The 21,128-nt window shown below is 60.5% G+C and carries 12 protein-coding genes; 8 read left to right on the top strand and 4 right to left on the bottom strand.

What is annotated here, in order from left to right; genetic code table 11:
- Positions 1-64 precede the first annotated feature (64 nt).
- Together JOE39_RS21455 and JOE39_RS21450 are read left to right on the top strand one after the other, a co-directional pair.
- Positions 65-1,981 (top strand): methyl-accepting chemotaxis protein, encoded by a 1,917-nt coding sequence (locus JOE39_RS21455; protein WP_024664070.1) that lies wholly within the window; start codon positions 65-67, stop codon positions 1,979-1,981.
- Positions 1,982-2,183: 202 nt separating this feature from the next.
- Positions 2,184-4,127, top strand: coding sequence for a methyl-accepting chemotaxis protein (locus JOE39_RS21450; RefSeq protein WP_024664071.1), 1,944 nt, complete (start codon positions 2,184-2,186; stop codon positions 4,125-4,127).
- A gap of 1,166 nt (positions 4,128-5,293) precedes the next feature.
- On the opposite strand, the gene mdoH is transcribed toward JOE39_RS21450, so the two are convergent.
- The 4 genes from mdoH to pip all read right to left on the bottom strand — a co-directional run bounded on the left by mdoH (position 5,294) and on the right by pip (position 11,524).
- A complete protein-coding gene (gene mdoH / locus JOE39_RS21445; protein ID WP_003427702.1) occupies positions 5,294-7,876 on the bottom strand; it encodes a glucans biosynthesis glucosyltransferase MdoH in 2,583 nt (860 codons plus the stop codon).
- Entirely contained in the window at positions 7,869-9,812 is a 1,944-nt protein-coding gene (locus JOE39_RS21440; protein ID WP_210078304.1) for a glucan biosynthesis protein G, read from the bottom strand. The genes mdoH and JOE39_RS21440 overlap by 8 nt, the downstream gene beginning before the upstream one ends.
- A gap of 263 nt (positions 9,813-10,075) precedes the next feature.
- Positions 10,076-10,513 carry a D-aminoacyl-tRNA deacylase gene (gene dtd / locus JOE39_RS21435; RefSeq protein WP_210078306.1) on the bottom strand — a complete coding sequence of 146 codons (438 nt, stop codon included), beginning with the start codon at positions 10,511-10,513 and terminating at the stop codon, positions 10,076-10,078.
- Between the two features lie 39 nt (positions 10,514-10,552).
- Entirely contained in the window at positions 10,553-11,524 is a 972-nt protein-coding gene (gene pip / locus JOE39_RS21430) for a prolyl aminopeptidase (protein WP_003365948.1), read from the bottom strand.
- Positions 11,525-11,804: 280 nt separating this feature from the next.
- Here pip and JOE39_RS21425 point away from each other — a divergent pair, with 280 nt between their 5' ends.
- The 6 genes from JOE39_RS21425 to JOE39_RS21400 all read left to right on the top strand — a co-directional run bounded on the left by JOE39_RS21425 (position 11,805) and on the right by JOE39_RS21400 (position 21,114).
- Positions 11,805-14,255, top strand: coding sequence for a glycogen/starch/alpha-glucan phosphorylase (locus tag JOE39_RS21425; protein ID WP_003427706.1), 2,451 nt, complete (start codon positions 11,805-11,807; stop codon positions 14,253-14,255).
- A gap of 437 nt (positions 14,256-14,692) precedes the next feature.
- The gene (locus tag JOE39_RS21420; RefSeq protein WP_210078308.1) at positions 14,693-17,506 is read left to right on the top strand and encodes a DUF2339 domain-containing protein; all 2,814 of its coding nucleotides are present in this window, start codon (positions 14,693-14,695) and stop codon (positions 17,504-17,506) included.
- Between the two features lie 26 nt (positions 17,507-17,532).
- Entirely contained in the window at positions 17,533-18,882 is a 1,350-nt protein-coding gene (locus tag JOE39_RS21415) for a DUF3999 domain-containing protein (protein ID WP_192874856.1), read from the top strand.
- A 133-nt stretch (positions 18,883-19,015) separates the two neighbouring features.
- On the top strand, positions 19,016-20,026 hold the full coding sequence (locus JOE39_RS21410; protein WP_003341445.1) for a class 1 fructose-bisphosphatase: 1,011 nt from the start codon (positions 19,016-19,018) through the stop codon (positions 20,024-20,026).
- 251 nt (positions 20,027-20,277) lie between these two features.
- The gene (gene bamE, locus JOE39_RS21405; RefSeq protein ID WP_003304592.1) at positions 20,278-20,532 is read left to right on the top strand and encodes an outer membrane protein assembly factor BamE; all 255 of its coding nucleotides are present in this window, start codon (positions 20,278-20,280) and stop codon (positions 20,530-20,532) included.
- A gap of 3 nt (positions 20,533-20,535) precedes the next feature.
- Positions 20,536-21,114 (top strand): lipocalin family protein, encoded by a 579-nt coding sequence (locus tag JOE39_RS21400; protein ID WP_004409176.1) that lies wholly within the window; start codon positions 20,536-20,538, stop codon positions 21,112-21,114.
- Positions 21,115-21,128: the final 14 nt, after the last annotated feature.

Raw genomic sequence — 21,128 nt, 5'->3', positions numbered from 1 at the left:
TCAGTTAACCGATAACTGGCCGATGCAGTCGAATACTTAGGACAAAAGACGTCAAGGAGTGATCATGTCTCGTGGGTTATCCAAAAGCCTCGCCAATGCGAGTGTCAGCCTGAAATTGGCGATCGGCTTTGGTCTGGTGCTGTTGATGACGCTGATGATTTCAGCCACCGGCTGGTTCAGCAATCAGGCGCTGATCGAGCGTGGGGACCGTGTCACTGCGATTGCAGAGGTCAATGAGCTGACCCTTCAGTTGCGCATCAACCGTATGCGTTACGAGGACCTTTACAACGCAGAGACCGCAGCGCAAGTCAGAAGTACGCTCGATCAGCTCGACGCAGCACTGCAAACGGCCAGAAACCTGTTGCGCTCCGCCGAGAACCTGCAATTGCTGGATGTCCAGATTCAGGCAACCCGCGACTATCGCCAGTCGTTCGAGGACATGAGCAAGGCGATCGAAAGCCGCGAAGTCAGTCGCAGCCAGATGGGCGAAAACGCCGACAAGGCGGTGGATCAGGCCGACAGGATTGAAGCTGAGCTGCTCAAGGAAGATAACATCCTGGCCTTCAATGGCATCGTCGGCGTCAGCAAACTGATTCAGCAGGCGCGCTTTCAGGTACGTGGTTACACCTACAGCGGCCGTCCCGATTTCGAAAAGGATGCCAATAAAGCCATCGATGATGCTGTGACCGGGATCAACACGCTGGCTGGCGACATTTCTTCCACTTATTCGCCCATGCTGCAACAGGCCATCGCCGGGCTGAATGGCTACCGCGCGGCTGTGGGCCGCTACCGCGATGCCCAGGCCGCCTCCAAGGCCGCACTGGAAAAAATGACCACGCTGGGCGTCAGCATGCTCGCCACCAGCAACGACCTGATTACCCGACAGAACAAGAGCCGCGACGCAGAAAGCGCCAAGTCGGTCACGATGATCGCCGCAGCGACTGCGTTGGCACTGGTGATGAGCATTCTCGCGGCCTGGGTCATCACTCGCCAGATCACCACCCCGCTGCAGGAGACCCTTGAGGTCGTAGAGCGGGTGGCCTCGGGCGACCTGAGCCGCAACCTCAACGTTGATCGCAAGGACGAGCTGGGCAAGCTGCAGGCCACGATTCAGCGCATGACGGTGGGCCTGCGCGAACTGGTGGGCGGGATTCGCGATGGTGTCACCCAGATTGCCAGCGCAGCGGAAGAGCTGTCGGCGGTTACCGAGCAGACCAGTGCCGGGGTCAACAGCCAGAAGGTCGAGACCGATCAGGTTGCCACTGCCATGCATGAAATGACGGCGACCGTTCAGGAGGTCGCACGCAACGCCGAGGAAGCTTCGGAAGCAGCGGTGACGGCAGACCGTCAGGCCCGTGACGGGGAACGGGTGGTCAACGAGGCCATCGCACAAATCGAGCGCCTCGCCTCTGCGGTGGGCAACTCCAGCGAAGCGATGGGCGCGCTGAAACAGGAAAGCGACAAGATCGGCAGCGTGCTGGACGTCATCAAATCGGTCGCCGAGCAGACCAACCTGCTGGCCTTGAACGCCGCTATCGAGGCAGCACGCGCCGGTGAAGCCGGTCGGGGCTTTGCGGTGGTTGCCGATGAGGTGCGCAGTCTGGCGCAGCGTACGCAAAAATCCACCGAAGAGATCGAAGCACTGATTGCCCGTCTGCAAAGCGGTACACAGCAGGCCACAACCGTCATGGACAGCAGCCGCGAGTTGAGCACCAGCAGCGTGGAGCTGACTCGTCGGGCCGGTGGATCGCTGGAGAGCATCACCAAAACCGTCTCGGCGATCCAGGCGATGAATCAACAGATTGCGGCTGCCGCCGAAGAACAGAGCGCGACCGCCGAAGAGATCAACCGCAGCATCATCAATGTCCGTGACGTGTCCGAACAGACATCTGCGGCCAGTGAAGAAACCGCGGCGTCCAGCGTAGAACTGGCCAGACTGGGCAACCACCTTCAGGTGCTGGTGAGCCGTTTCACCGTCTGACCTGTCAGGACACGGCCCGCGCCAGCAAACGGCGCGGGGCATTTTTCCCGAAAGAATGTGACACCTTTCACCCCTCCTCCTTGCCCGGAAATCTCCTACGACCTTCTCAGGTCACGCAATGAATCACCACGCCGATGCGCTCACAACGCACGTCCCGACCCGTTCGGAGCGTGCTTTTGTTCGCTCATTGCAGGAGATTCCAATGTTCCGATTGATCAACCAAGCGCTCGGCAACATGAACGTCAGATTCAAACTGTCCCTGGGTTTCGGCCTGGTGCTGCTATTGACGCTGATCATCACACTGACGGGCTGGCATGGCCTGTACACCATGATCGACCGCTCGGAGTCGCTCTCGGACATCGCCCAGCTCAACGGTCTGACCAAAGACCTGCGCGCCGAGCGAATCACCGACCGCGTCCAGAAAACCCCGGAGAGCACGGCGCTGGTTACAGAAAAACTCAATGAAATGAAAGCCCAGCTCACCCTGCTGCACACACAGAGTGAGGAGGAGGCAACCATCAAGCTGCTCAACGGCCAGTTCGAGATGCTGAACAGGCTCGAAAAGACCTTCGCGGACGTTCGCGACAACCGACAGACCCGCAACCAGATACGTACGCGCCTGGAGCAGACCTCCGAACAGGCCTTGCAGGCCATCGCGCAGGTTGAGGTAGAGGTGCTCAAAAGCGTCAGCCAGGAACAGGACAGCAGCGAGCGGATGGAGGAATTCACCAACATTTCCCAACTGAGGCAGCAGGTCCAGACCGCTCGTTATCAGGTGCAGACGTATACCTTCACCACGCGCGACGCGGATGAAAGCGCAGCCATTGCGGCCATCGACGAAGCGCTCAAGGAAATCGGGCAGATCGCGCAGGATCAGGGCAACGAAAGTCTTCAGGGCCTGACGCCGGCGACTGCCGCCCTGCAGAGTTATCGGGAACGGCTAGGCGAGTTCAAGCAGATACAGACCAAGGCTGAAGCGGATCAGGAAATCATGGCGGGTCTTGGCGAAACGCTACTGGACTCCGTCGCGGCGCTGAACCGTCTGCAAACCGCCCAGCGCGACAGCGAGGCGGCCAACGCCAGCGCCATGCTGAGCAGTGTTGCAGGCCTGGCACTGCTGATCGGATTGCTTGCTGCCTGGATCATGACCCGGCAGATCACCGTACCGTTGCAACAGACTCTGGGGGCCGCAGCACGCATCGCTCAGGGCGATCTGAGCCGGGACATATCGGTCACGCGCCGTGACGAAATGGGTCAGTTGCAAGGCAGCATGCAGACCATGACCGTCAGCCTGCGCGAACTGGTTGGAGGCATCAGCGAGGGCGTATCGCAGATCGCCAGCGCGGCCGAGCAGTTGTCCGCGGTGACCAAACAGACCTGCATCGGAGTCACCAGTCAGAAAGACGAAACCGATCAGGTAGCGACGGCCATGAATGAAATGGCCGCAACCGTGCAGGAGGTCGCGCGCAATGCGCAGCAAGCGTCGCAGGCGGCCGCTCAGGCGGATCAACAGGCACGCAGTGGCGATGAAGTGGTCGGGCAGGCGATCATTCAGATCGAGCAACTGGCTCGCGAGGTGTTGAACTCCACGCAGTCGATGAGCGCGCTCAAGCAGGAAAGCAACAAGATCGTCGGCGTTCTCGATGTGATCAAGTCTGTTTCACAGCAGACCAACCTGCTGGCCCTCAATGCGGCCATTGAAGCCGCCCGCGCGGGAGAGGCCGGGCGCGGCTTCGCGGTGGTTGCCGATGAAGTTCGGGGGCTGGCGCAACGCACGCAAAAGTCCACCGAGGAAATCGAAGAACTGATCGCCGCCTTGCAAACCGGCACCCAACAGGTCGCAACCACGCTGGATAACAGCCGCACCCTGACTGATAACACGGTTGAACTGAGCCGTCGTGCGGGAGGCGCACTGGAGCAGATCACCCGCACCGTGGCGACGATCCAGCACATGAACGAACAGATCGCTGCCGCCAGCGAGGAGCAGAGCGTGGTCGCCGAACAGATCAACCGTAACGTTATCAGCGTTCGCGACATTTCCGAACAGACCGCCGCAGCCAGCGAGCAAACCGCAGCCTCAAGCATCGAACTCGCCAGACTGGGAACGCACCTGCAGACACTGGTGGGGAAATTCAGGGTGGGTTGATAGATCTGCGACGCAAGGATTCCGACGCTGGAGCGCTTGGCGTTATACACCAGCCTGCTTTTGATTCTGCCCAACGGGCGTAGGAGCGGACTTGTCCGCGAAGGGGTCGCCAAGCCTTCGAACATGCATCGCCTGAACGACCATCTTCGCGAACAAGTTCGCTCCTACTCCTCGGGCAGAAGGCCGTTTTTGATTATGCCCAACGGGCGTAGGAGCGGACTTGTCCGCGAAGGGGCCGCCAAGCTTTCCGACAATGCATCGCCTGAGCGACCGTCTTCGCGAACAAGTTCGCCCCTACCCCTCGGGCAGAAGGCCGTTTTTGATTCTGCCCAACGGGCGTAGGAGCGGACTTGTCCGCGAAGGGGTCGCCAAGCCTTCGAACATGCATCGCCTGAACGACCGTCTTCGCGAACAAGTTCGCCCCTATCCCTCGGGCAGGAGGCCGTTTTTGATTCTGCCCAACGGGCGTAGGAGCGGACTTGTCCGCGAAGGGGCCGCCAAGCTTTCCGGACATGCATCGCCTGAACGACCGTCTTCGCGAACAAGTTCGCTCCTACCCCTCGGGCAGGAGGCCGTTTTTGATTATGCCCAACGGGCGTAGGAGCGGACTTGTCCGCGAAGGGGCCGCCAAGCTTTCCGACAATGCATCGCCTGAGCGACCGTCTTCGCGAACAAGTTCGCCCCTACCCCTCGGGCAGAAGGCCGTTTTTGATTCTGCCCAACGGGCGTAGGAGCGGACTTGTCCGCGAAGGGGTCGCCAAGCCTTCGAACATGCATCGCCTGAACGACCGTCTTCGCGAACAAGTTCGCCCCTATCCCTCGGGCAGGAGGCCGTTTTTGATTCTGCCCGAGGGGCGTAGGAGCGGACTTGTCCGCGAAGGGGCCGCCAAGCTTTCCGAACATGCATCGCTTGAGCGACCGTCTTCGCGAACAAGTTCGCCCCTATCCCTCGGGCAGGAGGCCGTTTTTGATTCTGCCCAACGGGCGTAGGAGCGGACTTGTCCGCGAAGGGGCCGTTAAGCTTCCCGACAATGCATCGCTTGGAAGACCGTCTTCGCGAACAAGTTCGCTCCTACCCCTCGCTTGCGCGGGTCTTTACCACTAGACGCAATAAAAAAGCCCCCGACGCGCTAAGCGTAAGGGGCTCTTTTCGTAGCCGGGCGGTTTTAGACCGGGACCGGCTCCGATGCTTTACCGACAGGTTGCAAAGGCAGCAAAGGCGCATGTGGATCGGCTTCGATGGAAGCTCTCCACGCGGCCAGCCACTCTTCGTGACCTTCGCTCCAGACACGCTCGTGCAAGCGGCCAAGGGCAACCGGGTCGCTCAGCAGCATCAGGCGTTCCTGATTGCCGAGTTTTGCCGGACCAACCTTGAGTGCCTGATCGACACGCTCCATACGCACCACTTCAATCGGCTGAGCCTGGCGGTGACGCGACGTTGCCAGGGCGCAAGCCAAGGCGTTCTGTCGCGGGTCGACCACAGCCCGAATGAAGCCCTGTTTCAGCGCATGCCAGCGGTTCTCGTAGGTGTACTGATCCGTCGAGATCAGCTCTTGCGGCGGCTCGAACTCTTCAGGAATCAGGAAGAACTTCTCGTCACGTGCCTTGACGCCCAGATTGGTACGGCTGGAAATCACCGACACCGGAATCGACAGCATCAACGACACCACGATCGGTGCAAGCCACCACAGGAAGCTCGGGTTCAACCAGAACACCAGCAAGGCCCAGCACGCGCCCAACAGGGTTTGCGGACCGTGGCGCTTCACTGCTTCAATCCACGGCGTGGAGTCATCGTCGCGTTGCGGCGAGTTCCAGGTCGCGGCCCAGCCCAGGAAAGCGGCCAGTACGAAGCGGGTGTGGAACAGCATGCGCACCGGAGCCAGCAGCACCGAGAAGAGCATTTCCAGCAGCATCGAAACGGTGACCTTGAACTTGCCACCGAAGCCTTTCGCGCCCTTGGCCCAGATCAGAATGACGCTGAGCAGTTTAGGCAGGAACAGCAGGACAATGGTGGTCGAGAACAACGCAACGGCTTTCTCCGGGTGCCATTGTGGCCACAGCGGATACAGCTGACGTGGTTCAAGGAAGTAGGTCGGCTCCATCAGCGTGTTCACTGCCAGCAAGGCCGTGGACAACACGAGGAAGAAGAACCACAACGGCGCCGACAGGTAAGACATCACACCGGTCAGGAACACCGCACGGTGAACCGGGTGCATGCCCTTGACCAGGAACAGCCTGAAGTTCATCAGGTTGCCGTGGCACCAGCGACGGTCACGCTTGAGTTCGTCCAGCAGGTTGGGCGGCAACTCTTCGTAACTGCCTGGCAGGTCGTAGGCAATCCACACGCCCCAGCCGGCACGACGCATCAGCGCAGCTTCGACGAAGTCGTGGGAGAGGATCGCACCGGCGAACGCGCCTTTGCCGGGCAACGGCGCCAGGGCGCAGTGCTCGATGAAGGGCTTCATGCGGATGATCGCGTTGTGACCCCAATAGTGGGATTCACCCAACTGCCAGAAGTGCAGGCCGGCGGTGAACAGCGGACCATAGACCCGGGTAGCGAACTGCTGCATGCGGGCATACAGCGTGTCCATGCCCGACGCACGTGGCGCGGTCTGGATGATACCGGCGTCCGGCGTGGCTTCCATCAGGCGAACCAGACTGGTCAGACACTCACCGCTCATAACGCTGTCGGCGTCCAGCACGACCATGTAGCGGTAGTCACCGCCCCAGCGACGGCAGAAGTCGTCGAGGTTGCCGCTTTTGCGTTTTACGCGGCGGCGACGGCGACGATAGAAGATCTTGCCGAAGCCTTTGGTCTCGCGGCACACGTCCAGCCACGCCTGTTGCTCGGCAACGGCGATGTCGGTTTCGTTGGTGTCACTGAGCACGAAGAAATCGAAACGATCCAGGTCACCCGTGGCAGCTACCGATTCGAACGTAGCGCGCAGACCGGCGAAAACCCGCGGCACGTCTTCGTTGCAGATCGGCATGACCAGCGCAGTACGTGCGCCCTTTTCGATCGGCTCGTTGCCAGCACTGGCACCCGAGATACGGTATTTGTCGCGACCGGTGAGCAGCTCCAGGAAGCCCATCAGCGCGGTCCAGAAACCGGCCGACACCCAACAGAACAGAATCCCGAACAACAACAGAATACTGGTCTGCAAGGCATAAGGCATGACCTGCAAGGCGGTCTGCACGAAGGTCTGACGCGTGATTTCGTCGAGCGAAACCAGCGACCAGCCCTGATACGGCAGGATACCTTTCATATACCAGCCCGCCACGATCGTCTGACCCAGCATGAGGATCAGCAGGATGTAGCGACGGATCGAACCGACGGTACGCCAGCGCGCCTTCGGCAGATCACGCGGCAGATCATCATGCTCGGGCTTGGGCGGGTTGCCTTTGCCGGTCAGGCTACGCCAGCCGCGCACCAGAATGTTGGTGCGCCATGGCTCTGGCACGACCTTGGTCCGGCGAATCGGCGGTGTAGCCTTCAGGCACAGGCGACCGCTGGCGTCGACGCCGAGCATCTCGGCGTCCTCCAGCTGATCTGCGGTGGTCAGCGTCAGACGACGGCCCACCGAAGCCTGAGCGGCCTCGGCAGGGTCATTGACCGGCTGCGCGGAAAGTCGCTCATGCAACTCGGCGAAGGTCGTGCAGCCGGCAAGTTCTGCCCGCTGCTCGTCGCTCATCGGTAAATGCGCCAGGTACTCGTTCAGAGACATTGGCACCGGTAGAGAATTACTCATCGCTCGGCAACTGATAGCTCCAGGTCTCGGTCATGACTTGCAACGTCTTGGCCGGTTCCGGATGGGTGGGTGCTGCCTCGGTTTCAGGCTGCTGAATTTCCTTACCGTCCTTGTCCTTGGCTACGTCAGCCTTGGATGCGTCGGCTTTGCCTGCATCGGCCTTCGCGACTTCGCCTTTGCCTTTGGCTACGTCAGCTTTTGCTGCGTCAGCCTTGCCAGCTTCAGACTTGGCAGTCTCAGGCTTGGCAGCTTCCGGCTTCGGCGCGTCGGCCTTGGCGATTTCTACCTGGTCGTTGGCGGACTCCTTGGCAACTGCCGGCTTGGCAGCTTCCTTGGCGGCGGCCTTCTTCTCTTCGGCTTTGTCAGCCACGAGCAGCGCAGGTTCCTTGCCCGGTTCGGCAGGGATTTCACGCAACAGGTAGGCGCGCATTTCGGTCGGCTTGCTGGAGTCCTTGACCTTTACCCGCAGGGTCAGGCGGTAGCCTTTGGTGACCGGGTTGTAGCGCAGGTTGTTTTCCACCAGCTCGACGTTGTCGTCAGTGGTCACCTGGCTGCGAATGGTCTTGTCTTCCGGCAGTGCGGCCAGCACCGGGCCCACGAAGTCGACCAGGAAGGCAAGGCTGCCGTCCGGCTGACGGATCAGGTTGGACTGACGCACGTCACCAATGGAGCGTTGAGTCTGCTTGACCCAGCCCAGATCCGGCGAGTGAATCGAGTTTTCCTGCATGGTCCAGTGCAGACGGTAGTCGAACGCCATTTCCTGGCCAGGCTCGGCCAGCGTTTCAGGCTTCCAGTAAGCTACGATGTTGTCGTTGGTCTCGTCGGCAGTCGGAATTTCGACCAGCTCGACAGTCCCTTTGCCCCAATCGCCCTTCGGCTCGATCCAGGCACTTGGGCGCTTGTCATAGCGGTCATCCAGGTCTTCGTACTGGCTGAAGTCGCGGCCACGTTGCAGCAGACCGAAACCACGCGGGTTCTCGACCGAGAAGCTGCTGATGGACAGATGTTTAGGGTTGTTCAGCGGACGCCACAGCCACTCACCGTTGGCCGCCTGAATCGACAGACCGCTGGAATCGTGCAGTTCACGACGGTAGTTAGGCACACGCGACGGCTGGTTGGCGCCGAACAGGAACATACTGGTCAGAGGAGCAACGCCCAGCTTGTTGACCTTGTCACGCAGGAACATGCGCGACTTCACGTCAACCAGAGTGTTGGTACCCGGACGCAGGGTCAGCTGATAGGCACCGGTGGCACGCGGCGAGTCGAGCAGTGCAAAGATCACCAGATGGTTGTCATCCGGGCCTGGCTTCTCGATCCAGAATTCCTTGAAGCGCGGAAATTCTTCACCGGACGGCGAGGCAGTGTCGATCGCCATGCCGCGCGCGGAAAGGCCATAAACCTGACCCTTGCCGATCACGCGGAAGTAGCTCGCGCCCAGCATGGTCATGATTTCGTCCTGCTTGTCATCCTTGTTGATCGGATACAGGACACGGAAACCGGCATAACCCAGTTTCTCGGTGGATTTCGGGTCGATCTTCAGATCGCCGAAGTCAAAACGATTCGGGTCGTACTTGATCTCGTCGACGCTGGTCGCGGTCACTTCGTTGATTTTGACCGGCGTATCGAAGTGCATACCCTGGTGGTAGAAAGACACTTTGAACGGAGTCTTTTCACCCGCCCATTCGGCCTTGTCATCACGGAAGCGGATCTTCTGATAATCGGCGAACTTCATGTCGCGCAGCTCGTTCGGCAGATTGCTCCTCGGAGCCTCGAACTTCTGCCCGGCCATTTCTTTGGCCTTCGCCGCTACATCATCAAGGTTGAACGCCCATAGCTGACCTGCACTGAACAGGCATACAAGGGCCGAGCTTGCCAGAAGTGCACTACGCAACCGCTTGACAGGTGTCTTTGGAGCATCACAGGGACTAACAATCACGAGCAACCCTCGCCGAAAAACAGATGAAAAAACCAACGGCCAGCTATCAATGCCGGGTTGGCGAGCATTGTTCCGACTCCGAATGGGCTTAATGATTCCCCAACCAGGTGTCAGAACCGCTTTTGTCATACCAAATGGACCAACAGTGTCGATCCCCGTAGCGCGCGATTATCCAGTAGCGCGCGCCACAACGCATCAGGTATGACAAAGAAATTTATCCCTGCAAGACAGATGAATTCAGGGGAACAACATGAAATCGTAGCTTATGTATCAAACAAAAATGTCACCGGGCCATCATTTATCAGGTGCACCTGCATGTCTGCACCAAACTGGCCCGCAGCTACCGTGGGATACGCGATTCTGGCCTGACTCAACAGATAGTCGAACAGCTCGGCACCCAGCGCTGGAGGTGCGGCTTTAGAGAAGCCCGCACGCAACCCGCTTTTGGTGTCCGCAGCCAGCGTGAACTGGGAAACCAGCAACAAGCCGCCCCCCACCTCGCGCAAAGACAGATTCATCTTGCCCTCGGCATCGCTGAACACTCGATAATTGAGCAACTTGTGCAGCAACTTATCGGCACTGGCGCGGGTGTCTTGAGGCTCTATTCCCACCAACACCAATATGCCCTGTTCAATGGCACCCACGACCTCGGTGCCGACCTCGACGCGCGCACTTCGCACGCGCTGCAACAAACCTTTCATAGACGCCTTTCCAGACTCAAAACCAATACCGGATGACTGTTACGCTTCTTCGGGCGGCAGGTCGAGCAGGTTGCGCGCAACTTCTGCAGCGGCCCGTACCAGCGCGTCGGCGATACCCGGTTCGGCTGCCGAATGCCCGGCCTCGCGAATCACCTGCAGCTCACTGCCAGGCCAGTTCTGGTGCAGCTCCCATGCATTATCCAGCGGACAGATGACATCGTAACGACCGTGCACAATGATTGCCGGCAGGTGCGCGATCTTCGGCATGTCGCGAATCAGCTGGTTGTCTTCCAGAAAAGCGTTGTTCATGAAGTAGTGGCATTCGATGCGCGCGATAGACAACGCACGGTGCGGCTCGGCGAAGCGATCCACCACTTGCGGATTGGGGCGCAAGGTTGCGCAACGCCCTTCCCAGGTCGACCAGGCCTTGGCGGCGTGCATCTGGGCGATCTGATCCGGACCGGTGAGTCGCTTGTGGAAGGCAGCCAGAATGTTGTCACGCTCGTCCAGCGGGATCGGCGCGACATAATCCTGCCAATAGTCGGGGAACAAACGGCTGGCCCCCGCCTGATAGAACCAGTCGATTTCCTGTTGCCGGGCAAGGAATACGCCACGCAGGATCAGCGCGTGCACGCGATCGGGATGGGTCTGTGCATAGGCCAGAGCGAGGGTCGAACCCCACGAACCGCCGAACAGCACCCATTTATCGATCCCGAGGTGCTCGCGAATCGCTTCGAGGTCTTCCACCAGTTTCCAGGTGGTATTGTTTTCAAGGCTGGCATGCGGTGTGGAACGGCCGCAACCGCGCTGATCGAAGGTGACGATGCGGTACAGGTTGGGATCGAAATAGCAGCGACTGTGCGCGTCGCACCCGGAACCCGGGCCGCCGTGGATGAACACCACCGGCAACCCCTCTGGCGAGCCACTTTCATCGACGTAAAGCACATGCGGTTGTTCCACGGCCAGATCGTGCCGGGCGTAGGGTTTGATCTGCGGGTACAAAGTCTGCATAAGTGCTCCATAAGTCCAGTTCAGAGGCTTCTATTATTCTGCCGTGGGGCATCATAAACCCGAAACGAAGAATCAGCATGCTGCACGTCATTGATCAGGATGGAACGAACGATGCAAGCGTTTTGCCAATTTCACCGGTGCGCGAACCAGAGCCGTTGCGCTGGGTCGAAGCGAGAGCTATGCCATGAATTATTTCGCTTTTTTTCAGGAAATAATTGACGACACGCCTACAGTCTAAGAATCACGTTTTCCATTCGTCAGACTACTTGAGGTTTTACCGATGTCTCAGGAACCACTTGTTCGTGACGCTGATGTGGCCGCTTTTCGCGCCGCTGTGCTCGCCAAACTCACCTACTCGGTGGGCAAGGACCCCGACCATGCGTTTGAGCATGACTGGTTTGAAGCTGTCGCCCTTGCCGCCCGCGACCATATGGTCGAACACTGGATGGACCACACGCGGCAGATCTATCGCAAGGTTCAGAAACGCGTTTACTACCTGTCTCTCGAATTCCTGATAGGCAGGCTGCTGTACGACAGCCTCAGTAACCTGGGCCTGCTCGAAGTCGCTCGCGAGGCGCTGACCGAGCTGGGTGTGGACATCGAGCGTATCCGCCTGCTTGAACCGGATGCGGCACTGGGTAACGGCGGCCTGGGTCGTCTGGCTGCGTGCTTCATGGAAAGCATGTCGACCCTGGGCATTGCGGGTCATGGTTACGGCATTCGTTACGAGCACGGCCTGTTTCGTCAGGGCATCGTCGATGGCTGGCAGCAGGAGCAGACCGAGAACTGGCTGGACTTCGGTAACCCATGGGAATTCGAACGCCCTGAGGTGGTGTACTCCATCGGCTTCGGCGGCAGTGTCGACACCGTCCCGACCGAAGCAGGCGACTCGCGTCAGGTATGGCGTCCGGGCGAGACCGTTCGGGCCATCGCCTATGACACCCCGGTAGTGGGCTGGCGCGGCAAGAGCGTCAACACCCTGCGCTTGTGGCGCGCCCGTGCGGTAGAAGACCTGCACCTGGAGCGCTTCAACGCCGGCGATCACTTCGGCGCGGTTGCCGAAGTGGTGCGCGCCGAAAGTATTTCCCGCGTGCTTTACCCGAACGATGCGACCGAAGCGGGTCAGGAACTGCGTCTGCGTCAGGAATACTTTTTCGTTTCCGCGTCGCTGCAGGACTTGCTGCGCCGCCATCTGAACCAGCACGCCACACTGACGGATCTGTCCGAGCATGCGGCGATTCAGATGAACGACACGCACCCCTCGATCGCCGTGGCCGAGCTGATGCGTCAGCTGATCGACAACCACAACATCCCGTGGGACACCGCCTGGAAAATCACCGTCGGCACTCTCGGCTACACCAACCACACCCTGCTGCCTGAAGCACTGGAAACCTGGTCGGTCGGCCTGATGGAGCGGATGCTGCCGCGCCACATGCAGATCATCTACCTGATCAACGCGCAGCATATCGACACACTGCGTGCCAAGGGCGTCGACGACGTCAACGTGCTGCGTGCCGTGTCGCTGATCGAAGAAGACAACGGTCGTCGGGTACGCATGGGCAACCTGGCGTTCCTCGGCTCGCACAGCGTCAACGGCGTTTCGGCGCTGCACACGCAACTGATGCGCAAGACCGTGTTCGCCGAGCTGCACAAGATCTATCCAGAGCGGATCAACAACAAGACCAACGGCATCACCTTCCGCCGCTGGCTGTTCCAGGCCAACCCGAAGCTGACCGAGATGCTTGTCGAGTCGCTCGGCGAGGATGTTCTGGACAACGCCGAGACGCGCCTCAAAGAGCTCGAGCCGTTCGCCGAGAAGTCGTCGTTCCGCAAGCAGATGGCCGATCAACGCCTGCACAGCAAGCGTGCGCTGGCGGCGATCATTCATGAACGTTTGGGCATTGCCGTCAACCCTGCCGCGATGTTCGACGTTCAGGTCAAGCGGATCCACGAGTACAAGCGCCAGTTGCTGAACCTGTTCCACACCGTCGCCCTGTATCAGGCCATTCGGGCCGAGCCAGGTACCGATTGGGTGCCACGGGTGAAGATCTTCGCCGGCAAGGCGGCGGCCAGCTATCACTCGGCCAAACTGATCATCAAGCTGACCAACGATATCGCGCGGACCGTGAACAACGATCCGACCGTACGCGGTCTGCTGAAAGTGGTGTTCATGCCCAACTACAACGTCAGCCTGGCGGAGAGCATCATTCCGGCGGCCGACCTGTCCGAGCAGATTTCCACCGCAGGCCTGGAAGCGTCCGGGACCAGCAACATGAAGTTCGGCCTCAACGGCGCACTGACCATCGGTACGCTGGACGGTGCCAACGTGGAAATGAGCGAGCAGGTCGGGCTGGAGCACATGTTCATCTTCGGCATGTCTTCGCAACAGGTCGAAGCCCGCAAGCAGGCAGGTGAATTCAGCGCGCATGACGATGTGGCTGCTTCCGGACGCTTGAACGATGTGCTGCAGGCGATCCGGGGTGGTGTGTTCTCGCCGGATGATCCGAACCGCTATGTGGGCCTCATCGATCAGTTGCTGGATTATGACCGCTTCCTGGTCTGCGCTGACTTCGACTCGTACTGGGCGGCCCAGGCCAAGGTCGAAGAGCGCTGGCACGACTCCAAGGAATGGTGGCGCTCGGCGGTCCTCAATACCGCACGTATGGGCTGGTTCTCCTCGGACCGGACCATCCGCGAGTACGCCGGAGACATCTGGAAAGCGCTGGACTGACGTTAAAGTTCGAAAAAACGCAGTGTGGGAGCGAGCTTGCTCGCGAAGAGGCCAGTAATGCCTCGGAAAAGAAGGCGTTTGAACCAACGTCTTCGTGAGCAAGCTCACTCCCACAAGGATGTGTATTCGGCCTGCAGTTAGAGTTCAGCCGCGCTTTCCGTACTCATCGACACTTGTTTCTGGACGTTCCGCGTCCGATCTTGAATGCGCGGTGCGGCGCAGATTTGTGACGCGGAGCGTCACCCAAGGCATTCCCACGCTGTGGAGCGTGAGGAACGATAGGCGTTCATGACTATCGCGCCAATGCTACGCGTTAGCATGCAGTTCCTGACGTCCAGTGCCCCATCTCACCCTGCGTAAAACATTACAAGCGATGTCCGCCCGCCCCTATATACTGCGCACGATGAACCTTCACACACCGAAAAGGATGTCGTCGCGTGCTTTGGATTTGTCTGGTGGTGGGCGGTGCGCTATTGGGCTACTCGCTCAGTTATGACGAGTGGGCCGGTACGCTGATGGGTGCAGTCATGGGCTGGGTTTTCTGGGCCGGCATTCGCGTGCGTCTGCTTGGCAGGCAATCCGCCGATCAGCTGCAGCAACTGCTCGCAACCCGCGAATCCCTCAATGTCCTTCAGCAGCGCCTGAGCGCACTCGAACGTCAGTCCGCGCCCGGCGTGCCGCCTGCGCAGGCCCCTGCACCGCTTCCACTCGATGCAGTCATCGTCGAAGCGCCCACCGACGGCCCCGAACTGATCTGGGACCTACCGGACGAAGCGCCGCAGGCAACAACGCCTGCCGAGCCCGCACCACAGATACTCCAGCCAACCAGGACAGCAAAAGCCAATCCGCTGGACAGCGCGATCAACGCCGCAAAAGACTGGCTGCTGGGCGGTAATACCGTATTGCGCGTGGGTGTCGTGGTGCTGTTCCTCGGCCTGGCGTTTTTGCTGCGCTATGCCACCGAAGGCATGGTCGTGCCGCTTGAAGCGCGCTACGCCGCAGTGGCCGCGAGCGCCATGGCTCTGCTCGGTCTGGGCTGGTGGCTGCGGATGCGCAACGGTCCTTACGCCTTGATGCTGCAAGGCGCCGGCGTGGGGGTGCTGTACCTGACTGTCTTCGCCGCGATGAAACTGCACACCCTGCTGGACCCGACGCTGGGCTTCGCGCTGCTGGTCGCAATCACCAGCTTCTCAGCCATTCTGGCGCTGACACAGAACTCGCTGGCCCTCGCCTGCGCCGGTGCGCTGGGCGGCTTCGCGGCACCGTTGCTGGCATCGACCGGGCAAGGCAGCCATATCTCGCTGTTCAGTTACTTTGCCCTGCTCAATGCGGGCATCATCGCCATCGCCTGGTTCAAGGCCTGGCGCATTCTCAACCTGATCGGCTTCTTCGGCACGTTCGGCATCGGCTTCGCGTGGGGCCTGCAGGCCTATACACCCGCATTGTTCTGGAGCACCGAGCCCTTTCTGATGGTGTTCTTCCTGATGTATCTGGCCATCGGCTTGCTGTTTGCCCGCCGCAAACTGCTGGAGCTGGACAGCGCGCCGCCCGACCACACTCGCGAAGCCATGCTGCGCTGGGCTGCCCGCCAGGGCGATTACGTCGACGGCACGCTGTTGCTGGGCACGCCGATAGCCGGGTTCGGCCTGCAATATGCGCTGGTCGAGCATCTGGAATTCGGCGCTGCGTTCAGCGCGCTTGCGCTCGGCCTGATCTACATGGCGCTGGCACGCTGGCTGGCAGCACGTGCGCCAGGCCAAACCGCCTTGCTGATGGAAACCTGCCTGGCGCTGGGCGTGGTGTTTGCCACGCTGGCGATCCCGCTGGGCCTGGGTTCGCAGTGGACAACCAGCGCGTGGGCCGTGGAAGGCGCGGCGATTTTCTGGCTGGGCTTGCGCCAACAGCGCAGGCTGGCACAGGCTTTCGGCCTGCTGCTGCAACTGGGCGCCAGCGCGATTCTGATCAGCGGCGGCACCGAGAGCTCGCCGCAAGCCTTTGCCAACGATTACTGGACGCCGATGATCCTGGCGGTCGCAGCCATGGTCAGTGCCTGGTGCGTGTTCCGCCTCAATTCGCTGACCCTCATCGATCAGCGCACCGCTCGAACACTGCTGATCATCTGGGGCGCGTTCTGGTGGATGGTCTCACTGACCAGCGCTGTGATGCTGCACGCACCAGAGGCCTATCTGGCTGCAGCGTTTTTGCTAGCCCTTGCGCTCAGCGTGGCGCTCTGGGCCGCACTCGCCATACGTTTGCGCTGGCCGGATCTCGCCGCGCTGTGCAGCGCGCTGACGCCTCTCAGTGCCGCGCTGCTGATGATCTCGGTGGACCTGCGAAACAATCCGGCAGGCAACCTGGGCTGGCTGGCCTGGCTGGCGGTGTTCGCCGTGCATCTGCTGACCCTGCGCCATTTGACCGGCATGCAATCCATCCTCGCCCGACGCGTCGCTCACACTATGGGCTGCCTGCTGATCATCGCCGTGCTGGCGCTGGAACTGCGCTTCGGCCTGCTGCAACTGTCCGAACATTACAACGCCTGGCGCTGGCTGGGCTGGGCGATTGTGCCGAGCCTGTTCCTGCTGGCGATGAGCTCGACGCGCCAATGGCCGTGGCCGGTAAAAGCCTGCCCCGAGGCCTATCACCTCGGGGCCGCTGCGCCGCTGGCGGTGTTGATGATGGCGTGGTTCTGGCTGGCGAATACCTTCAGCGACGGCGCGGCGGATCCACTGCCGTATATTCCGCTGCTCAACCCGCTGGAAATCGGTTTGCTGCTGTCACTGGCAGGGGTCTGCCTGTGGCTACGCACACACGTCATGCGCCTTGTTAACGCTGCCTTGCTGGTGGCTGGCGCGTCACTCTTCGCGCTGGTTACGGCAATGGTCATGCGCACGGCGCATCATTGGGCTGATGTGCCATGGAACACCGGGGCGCTGCTCGACTCCATGCGCGTTCAGGCCGGGTTGTCGATAGTCTGGACGCTGATGGCACTGGCCTTGATGATCGGCGGTCACATGCGCTCCAACCGCCAGCTGTGGCTGGGCGGTGCAGCGTTGATCGGGGTGGTGGTGGTCAAGCTGTTCTTCGTCGAGCTGAGCAATCGCGGCGGCATGGAGCGCATCGTCTCGTTCATCGGCGTTGGCATTTTGCTATTGGTGGTGGGATATTTCGCACCTTTACCGCCGAAACACTCTGTCACAGAGGTCGGCGAAAAACCCGGCCCAGGCCCGACTGCCGCACCGGACACGCTATGAGGAAACCGTTCTTGAGTCATCCTGCCATGAAGATCGCCGTGCTTGGCCTGGCCTTGTGCACGGCGATAACCGCCCTCGCCCAGGACAAACCGGCGGACTTCGCCAGCCAGACGCCGCTAAGCCTGAGCGGCGAAGGACCGTGGTATCGCATCGAGTTGCCGCTTGCCGTCCAGTTGAATGCCCGGCAGACCGATCTGAGCGATGTACGCGTGTTCAATGCAGAGGGCCAGCCGCAGGCTTACTCGATCACGCCGCGCCAGCCCGCGCCCGAACAGGAGCCGACGCCGATCGAGGTCAACTGGTTTGCCCTGTACAGCACACAGGAGGCAGGCGACACCGCACCGGTCATCCGTATCGAGCGCTCCAGCAACGGCAGCGTGATCGAGGTCCAGCCACAAAGCGATATCGAAGCAGGCGAAGAAGTGCTGCGCGGCTGGTTGCTGGACACCAGCGCAATCAAGGCACCGCTTGAACAACTGGTCATCGACTGGAGCACCGAGCGAGAGGGCTTCCAGAATTTCAGTATCGAAGCCAGTGACGACCTGCAGCACTGGCGCAACTGGGGCGAAGGACAGGTTGCGCGGCTGTCGTTTGCCGACGAAGTGGTCGAACAGCGCGAAGTCGGCCTGCCCGGCCAGAGCGCCCGCTATCTGCGCCTGCTGTGGCGTTCCCCGCACAGCGCGCCGCTGCTGATCTCTGCGCACCTGCTGAGCGCCAGCAGCGACACTCCGGCCACACCGCTGACCTGGTCGCCACCGGTCAAGGGCAGCGTCGAAAGCCCCAACGAGTATGTCTGGCAACTGCCCACCGGCTTGCCGATAGGCCGCGTCAAAATCGACATCACCCAGCCCAACAGCCTGGCACCGGCGACGCTCTACGGCCGGCTCGATGCCGGGAAGCCCTGGCAGCCGATCAGCAGCGGCCTGCTGTATCGCTTGTCGCAGAACAACAGCGACGTTTTGCAGGACCAGCTGCAACTGTCCGGACGCATCGTTCGGCAGCTCAAGCTGGTGGTGGATGATCGTGGCGGCGGACTGGGCAGTGAAGCGCCGCAGTTGAGTGTGGCCGTGCCTGCCACGGAGGTGGTGTTCCTGGCGCGCGGTAACGGGCCATTCACCCTGGCAATCGGCAACCCGAGCGTCAAGGCTGCCAACCTGTCGCTGGCCACGCTGATTCCTGACCTGAGTGCGGAAAAGCTCGCGACTCTCGGCACAGCGAGCCCAGCCACAGCGGCTGTGGCCAACATGTCCGCTGCGCCGATCGCTGTGCAACAAAGTACTGACTTCAAACGCTTGGGGCTTTGGGCCGTGCTGCTGCTTGGCGTGGTGTTCCTTGGCTGGATGGCGTTCAGCACGCTGCGCGCTGCAAAACGCTGAAACAGGCGGCCTGTCAGGCGCGGTTCGCCTGACATCTGAACTGAAACAGTCTTAAGCCAGTCTCATAGCAGTATTACGTCGCCACTCGCGTTAAACTGCGCGGGTTTTCATACCCCTATTTTCGGAGCTATCCATGTCCCGCGTCACACTAAGTCGTTACTTGATTGAGCAGACTCGCAGCAACAACACCCCTGCCGATCTGCGCTTCCTGATCGAAGTTGTGGCGCGCGCATGTAAGGAAATCAGTCACGCCGTCTCCAAAGGCGCGCTGGGCGGCGTACTGGGCAGCATGGGCACCGAAAACGTTCAGGGCGAAGTGCAGAAAAAACTCGATGTAATCTCCAACGAGATTCTGCTCGAAGCCAACGAGTGGGGCGGTCACCTGGCCGGTATGGCATCCGAAGAAATGGACAACGCCTACCAGATCCCGGGCAAATACCCGAAGGGTGCCTACCTGCTGGTTTTCGACCCGCTGGACGGCTCGTCGAACATCGACATCAACGCACCGGTCGGCACCATCTTCTCGGTACTGCGCTGCCCGAACGAATACCTGAGCCAGAACGAAGCGCTGAATGAAAAGGCCTTCCTGCAGCCAGGCACCGAACAGGTCGCCGCCGGTTACGCCATCTACGGCCCGCAAACCATGCTGGTCCTGACCTTGGGCGATGGCGTGAAAGGCTTCACCCTGGACCGCGAGATGGGCAGCTTCGTGCTGACTCACGAAGACATCACCATCCCGGAGTCCACTCAGGAGTTCGCGGTCAACATGTCCAACCAGCGCCACTGGGAAGCCCCGGTACAGCGCTACGTGAGCGAGCTGCTGGCCGGTGAAGACGGTCCGCTGAAAAAGAACTACAACATGCGCTGGGTCGCGGCGATGGTGGCCGACGTGCACCGTATCCTGACCCGTGGCGGCCTGTTCATGTACCCGCGCGACAGCCGCGAGCCTTCCAAGCCGGGCAAACTGCGCCTGATGTACGAAGCCAACCCGATGTCCTTCCTGGTCGAACAGGCCGGCGGCGCGTCCACTGACGGCCATCAGCGCATTCTCGACATTCAGCCTGAAGGCCTGCACCAGCGCGTTGCGGTGTACCTGGGTTCCAAGGAAGAAGTCGAGCGCGCCACCGCGTATCACAAGGCGTAAGACGTCGTCTGCACCAGTAGTGATCGGGCCATGCTCGATCACTACCGAGTGAACAGATACTTGAAAAAACCAGCAGTCCGCCCTTCTGCCAGCCCCTTCTGCGGGCCAACTGTCTGATCCACGGCATAAATCCTTGCGCCGTCCGGGAACCAGATTCCCTTTTTCTCTTCTAAGCTTGCGGTACTGCGCCAGCGCCAGACTGCACCGGCTTGCACTGCGACGCGACCCCCTTCCGTTCAGGAGCTACATCCATGTCCTTGCGTTCTGTCGCGTTAATCTCGTTCTGCGTCCTGCTGGCTGCCTGCAGCAAGATCACTCAGGAAAACTATTCCAAACTGTCCGCTGGAATGCCCAAGGCTCAAGTCGAGTCCTTGTTGGGCAGCCCGACGGAATGTTCCGGTGCGCTGGGCATGTCGAGCTGCACCTGGGGCGACCAGAACACCTTTATCAGCGTGCAGTATGCAGCGGACAAGGTTGTGCTGTTCTCGGGCCAGGGTCTGAAATAACACATGATCAAGGTACTGGTACGTTTTGGAATTTGTGTCATGGCCAGCTTTTTGGCCATCGGTTTTGCCCACTCGGCTGACAACCTCGAGCCAAAGACTGTCGACAGCGTCGACCTCAAGCAGTATCAGGGCACCTGGTACGAGATCGCCCGCCTGCCGATGTTCTTCCAGCGCAAGTGCGCTCAGTCCGAGGCACGCTATACGCTCAAGGATGACGGCAATATCGCGGTGACCAACCGCTGCCGTACGATTGAAGGTAAGTGGGAAGAAGCCACGGGCACCGCCTCGCCGCAGGTTGCGGGCAAGACCGACAAGCTGTGGGTCGTGTTCGACAACTGGTTCTCGCGCCTGCTGCCGAGCGTTGCCAAGGGTGATTACTGGATTCTGGACGTCAGCGAAGGCTACCGTACCGCCGTGGTCGGCAATCCGGATCGCAAATACCTGTGGCTGTTGTCGCGGACACCGACCGTGTCTGCCTCGGTCAGGGAAGACATGCTCAGCAAGGCCCGCCAGCAAGGCTACGACACCTCACGCCTGATCTGGCGCGAGGATGACTCGAAGATCGGCAAGGGCGAGAAGTAACCGAATCGGGATGA

The sequence above is a fragment of the Pseudomonas sp. PvP100 genome, from assembly GCF_017833055.1.
Lineage (GTDB): Bacteria > Pseudomonadota > Gammaproteobacteria > Pseudomonadales > Pseudomonadaceae > Aquipseudomonas > Aquipseudomonas syringae.
Note: the sequence above shows the minus strand (reverse complement) of the source record. Positions and strands in the feature narration are given on the sequence as shown.

What these genes read in the sequence shown, in the direction of transcription:
- JOE39_RS21455 (WP_024664070.1), top strand. Translation starts at nt 65, where the DNA reads ATGTCTCGTGGGTTATCCAAAAGCCTCGCCAATGCGAGTGTCAGCCTG.
- JOE39_RS21450 (WP_024664071.1), top strand. Translation starts at nt 2,184, where the DNA reads ATGTTCCGATTGATCAACCAAGCGCTCGGCAACATGAACGTCAGATTC.
- mdoH (WP_003427702.1), bottom strand. Translation starts at nt 7,876, where the DNA reads ATGAGTAATTCTCTACCGGTGCCAATGTCTCTGAACGAGTACCTGGCG.
- dtd (WP_210078306.1), bottom strand. Translation starts at nt 10,513, where the DNA reads ATGAAAGGTTTGTTGCAGCGCGTGCGAAGTGCGCGCGTCGAGGTCGGC.
- pip (WP_003365948.1), bottom strand. Translation starts at nt 11,524, where the DNA reads ATGCAGACTTTGTACCCGCAGATCAAACCCTACGCCCGGCACGATCTG.
- JOE39_RS21425 (WP_003427706.1), top strand. Translation starts at nt 11,805, where the DNA reads ATGTCTCAGGAACCACTTGTTCGTGACGCTGATGTGGCCGCTTTTCGC.
- JOE39_RS21415 (WP_192874856.1), top strand. Translation starts at nt 17,533, where the DNA reads ATGAAGATCGCCGTGCTTGGCCTGGCCTTGTGCACGGCGATAACCGCC.
- JOE39_RS21410 (WP_003341445.1), top strand. Translation starts at nt 19,016, where the DNA reads ATGTCCCGCGTCACACTAAGTCGTTACTTGATTGAGCAGACTCGCAGC.
- bamE (WP_003304592.1), top strand. Translation starts at nt 20,278, where the DNA reads ATGTCCTTGCGTTCTGTCGCGTTAATCTCGTTCTGCGTCCTGCTGGCT.
- JOE39_RS21400 (WP_004409176.1), top strand. Translation starts at nt 20,536, where the DNA reads ATGATCAAGGTACTGGTACGTTTTGGAATTTGTGTCATGGCCAGCTTT.